This is a genomic window from Mesorhizobium sp. 01N446 (assembly GCF_056399285.1).
The window spans coordinates 111,570-126,786 of record NZ_JBFTRA010000007.1; the positions used below are offsets into that span (position 1 = coordinate 111,570).

General features: G+C 63.4%; 17 protein-coding genes. 4 read left to right on the forward strand and 13 right to left on the reverse strand.

Translation table 11 applies throughout. The features are described 5' to 3' along the window. Positions 1-49: 49 nt before the first annotated feature. From pth to AC1DPX_RS24265, 4 genes are all read right to left on the reverse strand, one after another. Positions 50-772 (reverse strand): aminoacyl-tRNA hydrolase, encoded by a 723-nt coding sequence (gene pth / locus AC1DPX_RS24250; RefSeq protein ID WP_202358220.1) that lies wholly within the window; start codon positions 770-772, stop codon positions 50-52. Positions 773-795: 23 nt separating this feature from the next. After that, positions 796-1,437: a 50S ribosomal protein L25/general stress protein Ctc gene (locus AC1DPX_RS24255; protein WP_477239904.1), complete on the reverse strand. Its 642-nt coding sequence runs from the start codon at positions 1,435-1,437 to the stop codon at positions 796-798. 260 nt (positions 1,438-1,697) lie between these two features. Further along, positions 1,698-2,648, reverse strand: a complete 951-nt coding sequence (locus AC1DPX_RS24260; RefSeq protein ID WP_477239905.1) for a hypothetical protein — start codon at positions 2,646-2,648, stop codon at positions 1,698-1,700. Between the two features lie 177 nt (positions 2,649-2,825). Next, positions 2,826-3,254: a MarR family winged helix-turn-helix transcriptional regulator gene (locus AC1DPX_RS24265; RefSeq protein ID WP_477239906.1), complete on the reverse strand. Its 429-nt coding sequence runs from the start codon at positions 3,252-3,254 to the stop codon at positions 2,826-2,828. Between the two features lie 148 nt (positions 3,255-3,402). On the opposite strand from AC1DPX_RS24265, the gene AC1DPX_RS24270 reads away from it, so the two are divergent. Beyond that, on the forward strand, positions 3,403-4,260 hold the full coding sequence (locus tag AC1DPX_RS24270) for an alpha/beta fold hydrolase (RefSeq protein ID WP_477239907.1): 858 nt from the start codon (positions 3,403-3,405) through the stop codon (positions 4,258-4,260). Positions 4,261-4,332: 72 nt separating this feature from the next. Here AC1DPX_RS24270 and AC1DPX_RS24275 read toward each other — a convergent pair whose 3' ends face one another. Continuing rightward, complete coding sequence (locus AC1DPX_RS24275) at positions 4,333-5,574, reverse strand: MFS transporter (protein WP_202358223.1); 1,242 nt, start codon at positions 5,572-5,574, stop codon at positions 4,333-4,335. A gap of 151 nt (positions 5,575-5,725) precedes the next feature. On the opposite strand from AC1DPX_RS24275, the gene AC1DPX_RS24280 reads away from it, so the two are divergent. Continuing rightward, complete coding sequence (locus AC1DPX_RS24280; protein ID WP_477239908.1) at positions 5,726-6,604, forward strand: AraC family transcriptional regulator; 879 nt, start codon at positions 5,726-5,728, stop codon at positions 6,602-6,604. 28 nt (positions 6,605-6,632) lie between these two features. Here the strand turns inward: AC1DPX_RS24280 and AC1DPX_RS24285 are convergent, their stop codons facing one another. The 8 genes from AC1DPX_RS24285 to AC1DPX_RS24320 all read right to left on the reverse strand — a co-directional run bounded on the left by AC1DPX_RS24285 (position 6,633) and on the right by AC1DPX_RS24320 (position 13,858). Beyond that, complete coding sequence (locus AC1DPX_RS24285) at positions 6,633-7,625, reverse strand: Bug family tripartite tricarboxylate transporter substrate binding protein (protein ID WP_477239909.1); 993 nt, start codon at positions 7,623-7,625, stop codon at positions 6,633-6,635. A gap of 94 nt (positions 7,626-7,719) precedes the next feature. Continuing rightward, positions 7,720-8,655: a ribose-phosphate pyrophosphokinase gene (locus AC1DPX_RS24290; RefSeq protein WP_019860650.1), complete on the reverse strand. Its 936-nt coding sequence runs from the start codon at positions 8,653-8,655 to the stop codon at positions 7,720-7,722. Positions 8,656-8,823: 168 nt separating this feature from the next. Further along, positions 8,824-9,441, reverse strand: a complete 618-nt coding sequence (locus AC1DPX_RS24295; protein ID WP_477239910.1) for a hypothetical protein — start codon at positions 9,439-9,441, stop codon at positions 8,824-8,826. Between the two features lie 43 nt (positions 9,442-9,484). Next, positions 9,485-10,636: a M24 family metallopeptidase gene (locus AC1DPX_RS24300; protein ID WP_477239911.1), complete on the reverse strand. Its 1,152-nt coding sequence runs from the start codon at positions 10,634-10,636 to the stop codon at positions 9,485-9,487. Next, positions 10,636-11,430, reverse strand: coding sequence for a peptidoglycan editing factor PgeF (gene pgeF / locus AC1DPX_RS24305; RefSeq protein WP_477239912.1), 795 nt, complete (start codon positions 11,428-11,430; stop codon positions 10,636-10,638). The genes AC1DPX_RS24300 and pgeF overlap by 1 nt, the downstream gene beginning before the upstream one ends. Positions 11,431-11,546: 116 nt before the next feature. Next, positions 11,547-12,635, reverse strand: a complete 1,089-nt coding sequence (locus AC1DPX_RS24310; protein WP_477239913.1) for a class I SAM-dependent methyltransferase — start codon at positions 12,633-12,635, stop codon at positions 11,547-11,549. After that, positions 12,632-13,492: a prolipoprotein diacylglyceryl transferase gene (gene lgt, locus AC1DPX_RS24315; protein WP_477239914.1), complete on the reverse strand. Its 861-nt coding sequence runs from the start codon at positions 13,490-13,492 to the stop codon at positions 12,632-12,634. Before lgt ends, AC1DPX_RS24310 begins: the two co-directional genes overlap by 4 nt. Positions 13,493-13,624: 132 nt before the next feature. Beyond that, positions 13,625-13,858: a BrnA antitoxin family protein gene (locus AC1DPX_RS24320; protein WP_477239915.1), complete on the reverse strand. Its 234-nt coding sequence runs from the start codon at positions 13,856-13,858 to the stop codon at positions 13,625-13,627. Between the two features lie 215 nt (positions 13,859-14,073). Between AC1DPX_RS24320 and AC1DPX_RS24325 the strand changes: the two genes are divergently transcribed. After that, positions 14,074-14,376, forward strand: coding sequence for an accessory factor UbiK family protein (locus AC1DPX_RS24325; RefSeq protein WP_027055368.1), 303 nt, complete (start codon positions 14,074-14,076; stop codon positions 14,374-14,376). 339 nt (positions 14,377-14,715) lie between these two features. Next, the gene (locus AC1DPX_RS24330) at positions 14,716-15,216 is read left to right on the forward strand and encodes a type III secretion system chaperone family protein (protein ID WP_013893499.1); all 501 of its coding nucleotides are present in this window, start codon (positions 14,716-14,718) and stop codon (positions 15,214-15,216) included. Position 15,217: the final 1 nt, after the last annotated feature.

Consider the following 15,217-nt stretch of genomic DNA (forward strand, 5'->3'; position numbering starts at 1 on the left):
CGATAGGGGTGATCAACGTCAAGCCCTGTAAGGCCGCATGCGTGCCCGCTCAGTCCTTGTTGCCGAACAGCTTCTTCAGCATCGCCGCCATCGGGCCGGTTTCCGGCAGCTTGGCGGGCGCCTGTTGCGACCGCGCCTGGCGGATGTGGCTCTGTTGTTTGGGCTGCTGCTTCTGCGCCGGCTTTTCCAGCTCGGCTATCGCCTTGCCCTGGACGGCAAGGGCGGCCTTGTTCATGAAGCCGGATTCGTCGCCCTTGACGATCATGGCGGCGTTGTCGGCGATCGCGTCGAGCAAGGGATCGAGCCATTCGCGATCGGCCTTGGCGAAATCGCCGAGCACATGGTGCTGGACCATTTCCTTGACGCCGGGATGGCCGACGCCGATGCGCACGCGGCGATAGGCGTTGCCGACATGGCCGTCGATCGAGCGGATGCCGTTATGGCCGCCGGCGCCGCCGCCTGTCTTGATGCGCAGCTTGCCTTCGGCGAGGTCGATCTCGTCATAGAAGACGGTGAGCGCGGAAAGCTCGAGCTTGTAGAAGCGCAGGGCTTCGCCGACCGACTGGCCGGACAGGTTCATGAAGGTCTGCGGCTTGATCAGGATGATCTTTTCGCCGGCAATCGTCCCCTCGGCGATCAGGCCCTGGAATTTCTTCGACCAGGGCGAAAAGGAATGGCGGCGGGCGATAGCGTCCGCCGCCATGAAGCCGACATTGTGCCGGTTATGAGCGTATTTCGCGCCCGGATTGCCGAGGCCTGCAAAGACAAGCATCGTCTGCTCCGGGCGGGAAAGAGTTACTTCTCTTCGGCGGCAGGAGCCGCTTCAGGTGCAGCCGCTTCAGCCGTCTCTTCCGCCTCCGGCTTCATCGCCGACGAACCGGCAATGGTCGCGATGGTGAAGTCGCGATCGGAGATGACCGGCTTGACGCCGGCCGGCAGCTTGACCGCCGAGATGTGGATCGAGTCGCCGATATTGGTACCGGTGAGATCGACGGTGATGAATTCCGGGATCGCATTGGCCGGGCAGTGGAACTCGACTTCGTGACGCACGATGTTGAGCACGCCGCCGCGCTTGATGCCTGGCGACTTGTCCTCATTGATGAAGTGGACAGGCACGTCGACATTGACTTCGGTGTCCTTGCCGATGCGCAGGAAGTCGACATGGACAGGGAAATCCTTGACCGGGTCGAGCTGGAAGTCCTTGGGCAGGACCTGGATCTTCTTGCCGTCGACATCGATCGTGGCGATCGTGGTCAAGAAACCACCGCCATGGATCTTGTAGTAGATGTCCTTGTAGGTGAGAGCGATAGCCAGGGGAGGCTGCTTGTCACCATAGATTACTGCAGGCACTTTACCGTTGCGGCGAACTGCACGGGCGGACCCCTTACCGACCTGTTCGCGCGCTTCGGCCTTGAGCTCGTAAGTATCGTGGCTCATGGCTTTTCCTTTCGCGTGTTATGGAGCGTTTGCGGGAAGGCAAATTGCCCAAGCCGTAAACGTCGAAAGCCGCCGGACCTCGATGTCCGAATGAGGGCGCCGCTTCGAGACGGAGCTTTGTTCGGGATCACAAGGGAAGGCAGCCTTCCGCCGCGTTGCCTCCAAGGGTGTCTACGCGGGTGGCGGCTCTATAGCGGAAGGCAGCGAGAGGCGCAAGCGGTTGGGCTGGAAGGGTGAAAGGCATCCAGGGGAGGCAGTCTTCATTGCCGCGACATATGTTTGGAGAACCAGCGGTGGAGCTTTTGGGTCCATGTGCGTTTGGGTCGCGCCCGAGAGCTGACTTGCACGCGCCAGTCCGGAATATCATTCTCGGATTCCGTGCTCGCCGCCCGAACCCTCTGCGCCAGCCATGTCATGTCGACAAGCGCGCATCCATTGGCCAGCAACCGGTTGGAGAGCATCAGCTCATTGAGAATAGCCCTGGCCTTCTTTTCGAAAAACGGCAGCGTTTCAGGCGTAAGATCGAACCTTGAATGCCAGATCACCTCCTTGCCAGCTCTGTCGCCGGTGAGCCAATGCCGCAAAAACTGCTGATATGCTTGCGAGATTGGTGCGTCATCACGGAAGGGCTGTCGAGGGTTGCCGCTGAAAATCGGCGCGTCCCTGCCAACGCTCACCAGGGATCCCAGGCTGCTGAGTTGCCGCGGATTCATCAGGATGAACGAACTGCGGAGCCAGGCCTGCGAACGGACTCCGAAAACCGAGAAGGCCTCGCGGCGAGCATCAATGCAACCTAACGCTCCCTGCAAGCCGAGCAACGACCGCAACGAGCCATCATCGATCAATTTGAGATGGTCAGATTCGGATGCCGCGAAAGCCGAAGTGGCCAGGTGAACCAGATCATAGTGATGAAGCTTGGCGGCGGTATGCTTGATGCCGCAGTCCCAGGCGGAGAATTCCCAATCCTCGTTCGACGCGCCGATCAGTTCGACCCCGCTGTCCAAATCAGCGCCGTGACCGACCGGCAGCGAATTGTCGATCACCAGCATGCTATGCGCAACGTCCGGCATCTGGCGGGCGAACATGGCTCGCAAGTCCTGCCATGCGGTCGGATACTTCTCGGTGCCGTGACGCACCAGAAGGGTCAAGACACGAAGGGGTTGGGCGTGCATGACGGACGCGCCATTTTCCGGCGCCAACGTCTTCTTCATCTCATCTTCGCCACAGCATTGCTCGCGCCGTACCCTATAGCAGAAGCAAGGGCCTGCAGGTCAATTCCCCGCAAACCCTCATGCTCGAATTCGTCTCGTGCCAGCCTGCATGCTCCCCACGAAAAGCGGCGCGATCGATCTTCGTGCCGCGTCGAGGCACTCAAGCTCCACCGGTGGCTACCGATCGCCGTTCAGCGCAACGCGCAGCGCCTGGATTTGCCGGTTCAGGGCATCAAGCTCAGCCAGCGTCATGCCCGAGCGCTCGATCAAGGTCTCGTTGAGGCAATTGCACTGGACGAGCAGCGCGCGCCCGGCTGGTGTCAAGTCAACCTGCACCTGGCGCTCGTCGGCCTGGCTGCGCTGGCGGGTGACCAGCCCGGCCTGTTCCATGCGCTTCACCAGCGGGGTGACGGTGCTCGATTCCAGGGCGAGCCGATGGGCGACCCTGCCGACCGACATGCCGTCGGCCTCACCCAGCGCGTTGAGCACGAGATATTGCGGATAGGTGATCCCCATCTCGTCCAGCATAGGCTTGTAGGTGCGGTTGATCGCCATCGAGGTGGCGTAGAGCGTGAAGCAGAGCTGATTGTCCAACGGGAGAGGCACGACACATTCCTTTGCCGATTAATCACGAAATATGTACCACGAAAAATGATATCGCGATATACATTTTTGTAGACAAGGCTTCAAGGCTGCGCTAGCCATATAGATATCGCGATATTGTTTATCGCGAAAACAATCAAAGGAGATTGAGATGGCTTCGCAGACGAAATCCGGTTCCGGCAGCGGCACGATCACCACCAAGGACGGCACGCAGATTTTCTACAAGGATTGGGGAACCGGCCAGCCTATCGTCTTCCATCATGGCTGGCCGTTGAGCAGCGACGACTGGGACGCCCAGATGCTGTTCTTCCTGGCACAGGGCTACCGCGTCATCGCCCATGACCGGCGCGGCCATGGCCGCTCGACGCAGACCGATATCGGCAACGAGATGGACACCTACGCCGCCGATGTCGCTGAACTGGCGGCGCATCTCGACCTCAAGAATGCCATCCATGTCGGCCATTCGACAGGCGGCGGCGAGGTGGCGCGCTATGTCGCGCAATACGGCTCGGGCGGCCGCGTCGCCAAGGCGGTGCTGATCGGCGCGGTGCCGCCGATCATGCTCAAGACGGCTGCCAACCCCGGCGGCCTGCCGATCGAGGTCTTCGACGGCTTTCGCGCTGCCCAGGCGGCCAACCGCGCCCAGTTCTTCCGCGACGTTCCGGCCGGCCCCTTCTATGGCTTCAACCGCCCCGGCGCCGAGGTTTCGCAGGGCGTCGTCGACAATTGGTGGCGCCAAGGCATGATGGGCGGCACAAAGGCGCATTATGATTGCATCAAGGCCTTCTCGGAAACCGACTTCACCGAGGATCTGAAGGCGATCGACGTGCCGGTGCTGGTCATGCATGGTGACGACGACCAGATCGTGCCGATCGCCGACTCGGCGCTCTTGTCGATCAAGCTGCTCACGAAGGGCGAGCTCAAGATCTACAAGGGCTTCCCGCACGGCATGGCGACGACCCACGCCGATGTCATCAACGCCGACCTTCTGGCCTTCTTCAAGGCGTAGGGTCTCTGAGAACGCAAAAGGCACCCGCCATTTGGCGGGTGCCTTTCCGTATCAATTCAGGGGCAGGCGAAGCTAGGCTGCTGCCTGCGCCTTCCGGGCTTCCTTCATGTTCGGCAGGAACACGGTCAGCAGGCCCAGGAACGGCAGATACGAGCAGATCTGGAAGACGAAATCGATGCCTTTCATGTCGGCGACGACGCCGAGCACGGCGGCCGCGATACCGCCCATGCCGAAGGCGAAGCCGAAGAAGATGCCGGCGATCATGCCGACGCGGCCCGGCACCAGTTCCTGCGCGAAGACGACGATGTTGGAGAAGGCCGACGACAGGATCAGCCCGATCAGCACGGTCAGCACCATCGTCCATTCCAGATTGGCGTAGGGCAGCGCCAGCGTGAAGGGCAGCACGCCGACGATCGAGAACCAGATCATCGCCTTCTGTCCATAGCGGTCGCCGAACGGACCGCCGAGCAGGATGCCCAGCGCCGATGCGCCGAGGAACAGGAACAGCATCACCTGGCTCATCTGCACCGACACCCCGAATTTATGGATGGAGTAGAAGGTGTAGTAGCTGGCGAGGCTGGCGATGTAGGCGTTCTTGCTCAGCACCAGCAGGGTCAGCACGATCAATGCCCACATCACCTTGCGGCGAGGGAAGGGCGAGACGAAGCTTGCCGCCTTGCGGGTGCCTTGCGCGGCGCGCAGCCGGCTGTACCAGCCGCCGACCTGCCACAGAACGACGATGCCGATCAGCGAGCCGACGGCGAACCAGGCGATGCTGGTCTGGCCGAACGGCACGACGATGAAGGCGGCCAGCAACGGCCCCATCGACTGGCCGAAATTGCCGCCGACCTGGAACAGCGACTGCGCCAGGCCGAAACGGCCGCCGGAAGCAAAGCGCGCGATGCGCGAGGATTCGGGATGGAAGATCGCCGAGCCGATGCCGATCAGCGAGGCGCCGATCAAGAGCAGATAGTAGTGCCCGGCATAGGCCAGCACGACCAGGCCGATCAGCGACGAGGCCATGCCGTAGGGCAGGGAATAGGGCATCGGCCGCTTGTCGGTGATCATGCCGATCACCGGCTGCAGCAAGGACGCCGTCACCTGGAAGGTGAAGGTCAGCAGGCCGATCTGCCAGAAATCGAGGCCGTAATTCTGTTTCAGAAGCGGATAAATGGCCGATAGCAGCGACTGCATGATGTCGTTGATGCAATGGCAGAAGCTCACCGCCAGGATGACGGTGAAGGCCGTCGCCTGGGCGGAAGTGTGACTGGCGGTCGCTGGTGACGCGACGCTGGCGGCTGTCGTATCGGTCAAGGCAGGCTCCGTGGTCTTTTTGGCGGGCACGCCCGCGGGCAATCTGGCGGACGCTCCTGCGGCCGCCCTAGGGACGGTTGCCTTATAAGCTGCTTGCCGCGCGACTTCTTTCGTGGTTTGGTCCAATAGTTTCGCAAGTGGGCCATACAAGATGCCGCATGGCAGGGAAATCTTCCGCGCCGGCAATGCCGATCTCGGCCAATTGCACCGGAGCCGCTGGCAATGGCTGGAGGAGGTCGCCGGCCCGGCGGTGGCGTTGCCGACCGAATATCCCGACGGCTACCACGTGCCGCAACATCGCCACAGGCGCAGCCAATTGCTGCACGCGCTGGTTGGTGTTGTGCTGGTGACGACACGGCACGGGCGCTGGATGGTGCCGCCAGACCACGCAATGTGGATTCCGGCCGGCATCGAGCATTCGGTCGAGATGCTGGGTGACGTCTCGATGCGCTCGGTCTATGTCATGCCGGGCGCGATTCCCGGCCTGCCGGAAGGCTTGCGCGTCGTCGGTGTCACCGAGCTGATGCACAGCCTGATCGTGGAATCGGAGAAACTGCCGCAAGGCGGCGAGCTGGAAGGGCGCGGCGGGCTGATCATGAAGCTGTTGCTGCATGAGATCCCGACCTTGCCGGAGCGGCCGCTCGGCCTGCCGTTCCCGTCCGATCCGAAGCTGGCGGCGCTGTGCCGCCGCTTTGTCGCTGCCCCTTCGCCGCATGCGACGATCGACGAATGGGCTGACGCCGCGGGCATGAGCCGGCGGTCCTTCACCCGCGCCTTCCAGCGCCAGAGCGGCCTGTCGCTGTCGACATGGCGCCAGCAGGCCTGCCTGTTCGCGGCGCTGCCGCGGCTCGCCGATGGCGAACCGATCACCCGGGTGGCGCTCGACCTGGGCTATGACAGCGTGCCGGCCTTCATCACCATGTTCAAGCGCATGCTGGGCTCGTCGCCGCGCGGCTATATGCGCGGCGCGCGAGACAATAGCGAAGGCATAAGGCGGACCCCGCCACGCCTCGAGGCCCCGGCGCCGTAGTGAGCAGCGCCGGAGCGTGCATCGACGCCTAATCCATCTGAACGCCGCTGGCCTTGACGATCGGCTCCCACTTGGCGAGCTCAGCCTTCACATGCGTTGCCAGTTCTTCCGGAGTGGAGGCCACGATCGAGGCGCTGAATTGGCCCATGCGCGCAATCACATCGGGATCCTGCAGCGCCTTGGCTGCCGCCTTGTGCAGAACCTCGATCACGTCCGGCGGGGTGCCCGCGGGCGCGAACAGGGCGTTCCAGCTGTAGGTTTCATAGCCGGGAATGGTCTCGGCAATTGCCGGGACGTCGGGGAAGGAGGGCACGCGCTCCTTGGTGGTGACGCCCAGGGCCCTCAGCGTCCCGCCCTTGATATGCCCCGATGAAGACGGCAGGTTGTCGAACATCATCGGCACCTGATTGGCGATGACGTCGTTCAGGGCCGGCCCGGCGCCCTTGTAGGGTATGTGCTGCATGCTGACGCCGGCCATCGTCTTGAAAAGCTCGCCGGAGAGATGCAGCGGGGTGCCGTTGCCTGACGAGGCGTAAGCGTATTTTTCCGGGTCCTTCTTCAGCAGGTCGATCAGTTCCTTGACGTCCTTGGCGGGAAATTGCGGGTTCACGACCAGGACGTTCGGGACCAGCACAAGCAGCGATATGGGAGCAAAATCCTTCTCCGCATCGTAGGGCTTGGTCTTCAGGATGAGCGGGTTGAGCGCGTGTGTCGCGACCGTGCCCATCAAAATTGTGTAGCCGTCCGGGTCGGCACGGGCGACCTGGGCCGCGCCGATGCTGCCGCCGGCGCCGCCGACATTTTCAACGACGATCTGCTGGCCGAGGTTTTCGGACATCTTGTTGGCGACGAGGCGCGCGACCAGGTCCGTGGAGCCGCCGGCGGAAAAGGGAACAACCATCGTGATGGTCCGGTCCGGAAAATCGGCGGCAGAGGCTATCGGCGCCGAAAAGAGAGCCGCGACGGAAACGGCAAGCCCAAGCAAAGTCCTTCGCCGGATTGGCATATGCACCTCCTCCATTGTCTGGACGGGCAGTATGCCATGGTGAGCGCGTAAGGAAACCTCTGCTCGCGGTGCGATGCAGGCGATGGGCGGATAAAAGGGGGAGTCCGCTTTAGTCGAACAGGCTCGACACCGATTCCTCGGTTGCCGTGCGCGAGATGGCTTCGCCCATCAGGTCGGCGATCGAGATGACGCGGATGTTCGGCGCGTCGAGCACACCTTGCGTCGGCTGGATGGAATCGGTGATCACCAGTTCCTGCAGCTTCGAGCCGCTGATGCGGGCCACGGCACCGCCCGACAGCACGCCATGGGTGATATAGGCGGTGACGCTGGTGGCGCCATTGGCCAGCAGCGCATCGGCGGCATTGCACAGCGTGCCGCCCGAATCGACGATGTCGTCGATCAGCAGGCAATCCTTGCCGGCGACCGCGCCGATGATGTTCATCACTTCCGATTCGCCCGGACGCTCGCGGCGCTTGTCGACGATGGCGAGCTGCGCGTCGAAGCGCTTGGCCAGCGCACGCGCCCGCACCACGCCGCCAATATCGGGCGACACCACCACGACATTGCCGAGCTGCTTGTATTTCGCCTTCACGTCGCGGGCCATCACCGGCACCGAGAACAAATTGTCGGTCGGGATGTCGAAGAAACCCTGGATCTGGCCGGCATGCAGGTCGAGTGTCAGGACGCGGTCGACACCGGCGCGGGTGATCATGTTGGCGACCAGCTTGGCCGAGATCGGCGTGCGGCCGGAGGCGCGGCGGTCCTGCCTGGCATAGCCGAAATAGGGAATCACCGCTGTGATGCGCTTGGCCGAGGAGCGCATGAAAGCGTCGATCATGATGAGCAGTTCCATCAAATGATCGTTGGTCGGGAACGAGGTCGACTGCAGGATGAAGACATCCTCGCCGCGCACGTTTTCCTGGATTTCGACGAAGATTTCCTGGTCGGCGAAGCGCCTGACGCTGGCCTTGCCCAGCGGGATGTTGAGATAGCGGGCGACCGCTTCGGCCAGCACCCTGTTGGAATTGCCCGCGAAGAGTTTCATGCACCGTTCCTGGTGGGGGATGGGAAGGCCTGACAGACTCTCCCGCACCTTTTAATCGGGCTTTTAGCGGCCCGCGCTGGTATTGCAAGCGCCGAGATCGGGAATCCGCCGGCTAAGCTGAAGAAAGCTTCGTGCCATCGCCGAGAGGCAACACTTGAGCATGCCTTGCTAGCCAGCCTTGCCGCCCAGAAATGCCGCGAACTGGTCGATGGTCTGGTCGGCGATCGCCTGCATGGTGGCCGGCGAGACGCCCTTCCAGCTGTCGGCGCCGGCGCCCGCGCCGGAATTGACCGAAGGCGCCTTCATCTGGCCGTTGATGCGGTGCAGGCGGTTGCCTGAGGGGTCGTAGACGTCCCAGACATAGATGACGGTGGTGTCCTTGCCCTCCGAAATCGCCGAGAAATAGCCCTTCAGCACATGGGTCGCGGTCTGGTCGGCGCTGCCGGCAAGCGTGATGCCGCGCTGCCTGGCGCGCGTCTGCAGTTCCGCCGTCAGCGGGGTCGCGGCCTCCACCGAAGCGCCTACGATCGGCGCGATCTGCAGCCGTGTCTTGGCGAGGACGGCGGCACTTTGGGCCGAGGTGAGCGGCGACGTGGTGGTTGCGGGCGCCCCCGCCGTGGTGGTCGCAGGCGCGGGAGCCGTGGCCGCCGTACTGCCCGGCGCTACCGGCCCCGAAGTCGCCGGCGGGGTGATGGCGGAAGGTTCGAGAACGTCCTTTGCGTTGGTGCAGGAGGCAACAGCCAATGCCACAAGCAATGACACGGTCGTCACATGCGATCGTCTCATTTGCCTTCTAACTCCTTGGCGAAGAACGCCTCCCATTATGGATTCACTGTACGATCAAGTCGAGATCATGGCGGGAAAGCGGCTTCGGCTGGGATTCGGTGGTCAGGTAGGTGCGGCCAAGCGTCATTGCCGTCTCGGTCTCGGAATCCATGATGATCATGTGGGCAAACAGCGTCATATGCGGCGCGATCGGCTCGGGATTGCCCTGGTAGAACATCGGCATGTCCATCCAGGACGGCGTGAAGCGGGCGCCGACGGAGTAGCCGCAGGCATTCAGCCGGTGCTTGGTCAGGCCGTGCGCCTCCATGGTGCGGGCATGCGCGTCGAAGACGTCGCCGAACGTGTTGCCCGGCGTCATCGCCTTTTCCACCGCGAGAAGGGCGGCGCGCGCGGCGTCGAACAGTTCCTGATGGCGCTTCGACACCTTGCCGGTCAGCACGGTGCGCATCATCGGCGCGTGGTAGTGATGGAAGACGCCGGCCCATTCGAGCGTCAGTTGGTCGTTCTTGGTGAGCTTGCGGCGGCCGGCCTTGTAGCGGCACAGCAGCGCGTCGACGCCCGAACCGATGATGAACTCGTTGGCCGGATAGTCGCCGCCGCCGGCAAAGACCGCGCCTTGCATGGCGGCAAGGATCAGGGCCTCGTCGCCGCCCTGCTTGATCAGCGGCAGCGCCGCGTCCAGCGCGTCGTCGGAAAGGTTGGCGGCCTTCTCGGCCTTCGCGATCTCGGCCGGGCTCTTGAACAGGCGCAGCCGGCCGACGATGCCGGAGGCATCGGCGATCTGGCCGAAGGTCTGCAGCTGCTCGTCCAGCCGGCGGCCATTAAAGGCGGTCAGGCCATGGGTGTCGTATTCGACGCCGATGCGCGCGCCGAGCAGATCGAGGTCGTTGAGCAGATTGCGCAGGTCGACCGCCGGGTTGGCGCCGTTGCGGTCGGTCCACAGCACGATGTTGTCGATGATCGAGGTGTGGCGCGCCTGGCGCAGGTCGGCCGAGCGGGTCAGAAGCACCATCGAGCCGTCGGCCTTGACCACCAGGCACTGGAAGAAACAGAAGCCGAACGTGTCGTAGCCGGTCAGCCAGTACATGCTTTCCTGTGCGAACAGCAGGATGGCGTCGAGTTTCTTCTCGGCCATCTCGATCATCAGCCGGTCGCGTCGCGCGTCAAATTCCGATCGTTCAAAATGCAGCGCCATTATTCACTCTCCAAAACGATGGCCGAAACCTGCCGGCCGTAATCGGGTTCCCCACGGTGCGTGGTGCGCCGGTAGGAGTAAAACAAACCTTCCTCGGCATAGGTGCAGCGGCCGAGGCCTTCAGCGGTCACGCCGGCCCTGACGAGCCGGTCGACCGTGTACCGGTTGAGGTCGAACATGGCGTGGCCTGATGTGGCCGAGGGCGCGAAGTAGCCGATGTTTTCCGCGTCGGCCTCGACGAAACGGGCGACGAATTCCGGCCCGACCTCGTAATTGTCGGGGCCGATCGAGGGGCCGAGCACGGCGACGATGTTTTCGCGCCGGGCGCCCAGGCTTTCCATGGCGGCAATTGTGTTTTCCAGCACGCCCGTAAAAGCGCCTTTCCAGCCGGCATGCGCTGCGCCGATGACGCGCGCCCCGGCGTCGGCGAACAGCACCGGGCCGCAGTCGGCTGTCGAGGCGCCGATGGCGATCCCCGGACGGTCGGTGACGATGGCATCGGCCTTGGGCCGTTCGCCGGCAAAAGGCTCGTTCACGACGACGACGTCGGGCGAATGGACCTGCCAGGCGGTCAAAAGATGGTTCGCCGGAACGCCCATCCAGGCGGCGACACGGGCGCGGTTCTCGGCCACCAGCGCCTTGTCGTCATCCGACCCGGTGCCGATGTTGAGGCCMTGGTAGATGCCCGTCGAGACGCCGCCGGTGCGGGTGAAATAGCCGTGGCGGATGCCTTGTGCCAGCGCCTTGTCCAGCAGCGGCGACCGAATGGGATCCGGTTTGGTCTGATTCAGCATGCGGGCGTTGTTGTCCGTGTGGTCGGTTTCGTCAAGAAAAAGTCCGGAAGCAAGGCGGCTGGCGGTTCGGCCGCTCTTTTGCCGGACGGGAGATTGGGAGGGGCAGCAGTGAAAAGTCAATCCGCCGTGGTGAAGGGCCGGATCGGCACACCGCGCGGCAGCAAGGCAAGCACCTTGAACAGCTCGCCCATGGCTTGCGGCCCGGCAAGTCGTTCGACATCGCCTGATATCTTGTCGCGGGCCGCCTGGCCGGCATCGGCGCCAAGCCGGCCGGCACGCTCGAGAATGCCCATGCCGAGCAGGAAACTGCCTTGTGTCGACAGATGGACGTCGAGGCCATGCGCGCGCACGGTCGCGGCAAGGGCGGCGAAATCGACATGCGAGGTGAGATCAGCCTCGCCGGGATTGGCCAGCACATCTTCGTGATTGTGCTTGCGCAAGGCCTGCAGCGTGTCGCCGACACCCGGCCGGAGATGACCATAGTCGAGAAACAGCCCGGCGCCGCCGTTTCGAGCTATGCGCTCGGCAATGGCCGCCATCAGGGCGGTGCGGGCCGGCGCCACCTCGACGATCGCGCCTTGCGGCGCTTCAGCCGCATCGACGGGCAGCAGCGTCGGGTCGACCGAGCCGGCGCCGGCGAAGAAACAAAGGACATTCTGGTCGTCGAGGCCGACCATGCGCTCGCGCCAGCTGGCGCCGGCGCGGACGAACTGACGAATCGGCACGGCGTCGAACAATTCGTTGCCGACGATGAGCAACGGCTGATCGGGCAAGGTCTCGATGGTCTCGTGCCAGCGAACCGCGAAGGGCGTCGCGCCGAGCGTCTGTTTCTGGGTCTCGGCCAGGCGCGGGCTGGTCTCGATCATGGCGAATGCAGCGCCATTGGCCAGGTCAGGATCGAGCCGCGACAGGGTGCGCAGCATGTCCTTCATCAGCGTGCCGCGACCGGGGCCGATCTCGGCGATGGTGACCGGCATCGGCCGGCCAATCGCTGCCCAAGCCTGGTAGAGCCAGACGGCGACGAGTTCGCCGAACATCTGGCTGATCTCCGGCGCGGTGACGAAGTCGCCGGCGGCGCCGAAGGGTTCGCGTGTCGTGTAGTAGCCGTCCGTCGGGTCGAACAGGCACATTGCCATGTATTCGTTGATCGGAAGAGGGCCGAGCGCCTCGATCAGGTCGACGATGCGGGTCTTCAGCCGCGTCATGTCGCCTGCGGCTGCGCTTGCGTCACCGGCTTTGCCGTCGCCATCGCCCAGATGCCGGCCAGAACCATCGGCGTGGACAGGATCATGCCCATGGTCAGCCAGTTGGTGCCGAGGAGATAGCCGAGCTGCTGGTCGGGCTCGCGGAAGAACTCGACGAAGATGCGCGACAGGCCATAGCCGCAGATGAAGGCGCCGCCGACGAAGCGCGGCGTCTTCAGCTTGAGGCGCGAATGGGTGAGGATGCGCAGGACCAGGAACAGCACAAGGCCTTCGAGCAGGGCTTCGTAGAGCTGGCTGGGATGGCGGGTGAACGGCCCGCCATTGGGGAATTCGATCGCCCAGGGCACGTCGGTCGGCCGGCCCCAAAGCTCGGAATTGATGAAGTTGGCGACGCGCACCAGGCCGAGCCCAACCGGCACGCCGGCGGCCACGACATCGAACAGCGACCAGGTGCGGATGCCGCGCTTGATGGAAAACAGCGTCATGGCGAGGATCACGCCGAGCAGGCCGCCATGGAACGACATGCCGCCTTGCCAGACGGCGAAGATGTCGAGCGGGTGCTCGATGTAGCGCGCCAGGTCGTAGAACAGCACGTAGCCGGTGCGCCCGCCAAGGACCACGCCGATCGCCGCCCAGACGATGAAGTCGTCGAGGTCCTCCGGCTTCATCGGCAGGATGCCGTCAGGCCACAGCTTCGGATTGGCGGCGAGACGCTTGGCATACCACCAGGCAAACAGGATGCCGACGATATAGCCGACGCCGTACCAGTGCACCGCCAGCGGCCCGATCTGGATGAGGATCGGGTTGATGTTGGGGAAGGGCAACGAGGCCAGCGGCAGCAGGAAATATTCGTTCAACGGGGAGCTCTCGGTTGCGGTCGCGTTCGGGCGCGGACCATGCGGCAGGGTTTTGGCAGGGTCAAGGCAAGGTGGTCGCCGTCAAGTGCCGCGACGAATCCACTGCGAGCCATCGCGCCGTGAATGGTGAGATCAGCCCTTGGCGGCCACCCACTGCCGCAATGCGTCGTTGATCCTGTCCTGCCAGCCTGGGCCGTCTTCCTGGAAATGGTCGAGCACGGCGCGGTCGATCCGGATCGAGACAAGCTCGCGCACATTCGGTGCGGTCGAGGCTTCGCGAACGGGCGCTGCCGGCTTCTTGACCGGCTTGAAGGCCGCTTCGGCGGCTGCGAATGGGTTTGTCGGTCGGCGCGGGGGCGTTGCCATTGGGTGACCCTGATTGGAGCGTGCCGCAGCACTGCGTGATGGCCACACAGTAGGCGATTTGGCGTCCTCAAGTACAGCTTGGGACCATCTGAAAGCTTCGCATTGGCATGGCATCGCCATGCGCCATAGCAACGCAGAGGCCGCACCGGCCCTCAACGTTCTTGCATTCCTCGCCCCGCGCCACTACGTCATTTCGAGCAAAGCGAGGATTTGCCATGTCGACCGGACCGAACCGCATTCTCGATGAATTCGCCAAGCTGATGACCGACGCCGCCGGCGCCGCGCAGGGCGTGCGCCGCGAGGTCGAGACGGCCTTCAAGGGCCAGGCGGAGCGTATCCTCAATTCGATGGACGTGGTGCAGCGCGAGGAATTCGAGGCCGCGCGCGAGATGGCCGCCAAGGCCAGGGACGAGAATGCCAGGCTTGCCGCCCGCATCGAAGCGCTCGAGGCCAAGCTCGCAGAACTCGCCGGTGATGCCGCACCAGCGGCGGCGGCGAAGCCCCGCGCAAAAAAATAATCGTTAAACTTTTCCACATAGTCCGAGCCTGAAAATCGCTTTGCCGTGAATCGCTTAACGGCATTGCATGAATCTTTGTGACAGCGCCTTTCCACATGCGAATGACGCAGTGCGAAAAATTGGGCTGTTCACGCGACTCCCGATCAATAGACTGAATTTGTTGCATGATTCGAAGCAGGGTCATGCGGCCGGGCGGTGGGGTCCGGTCTGGGGTCTTTGCGTCGAGATGTAGTCTTTGGCGCGAAGTAAAGTCCTGGCCGTCCGAGTTCTAGATCAGATTGTTCGTCGTGTGTGCCCCGCGGAGCGTGAGGCGCTCCCCCTGAACACAGGAAGCATTCCATGGAACTTCTCGAACTCGAATTCTCCCGCGAAATCCATCCGGTGGATGTTATCGAGCAGGTGGCCCACAACAATGACTGGTCCTTCGAACGGGCCGGCGACGATGAAATCTCGATCTCGGTCGCCGGCAGCTGGACCGACTATCACGTCTCCTTCTCCTGGATGGAGGATTTCGAGGCTCTGCATCTGGCCTGCGCCTTCGATATCAAGGTGCCGGAGACCCGCGCGCTGGAAGTGATGCGGCTGTTGTCGCTGATCAACGAGCAGATGCTGTTCGGGCATTTCGACCTCTGGGAGCAGGAAGGCGCGATCATGTTCCGCCAGTCGCTGCTACTGGCCGGCGGGGTCGAGCCGTCGAGCCAGCAGGTCGAGGTGCTTTTGTCCTCGGCGCTTGAGGCCTGCGAGTGCTATTTCCAGGCTTTCCAGTTCGTCGTCTGGTCGGGAACCTCGGCCAAGGACGCGCTGGCCGGCGTGCTGTTCGAGACCTACGGCAACGCCTAGA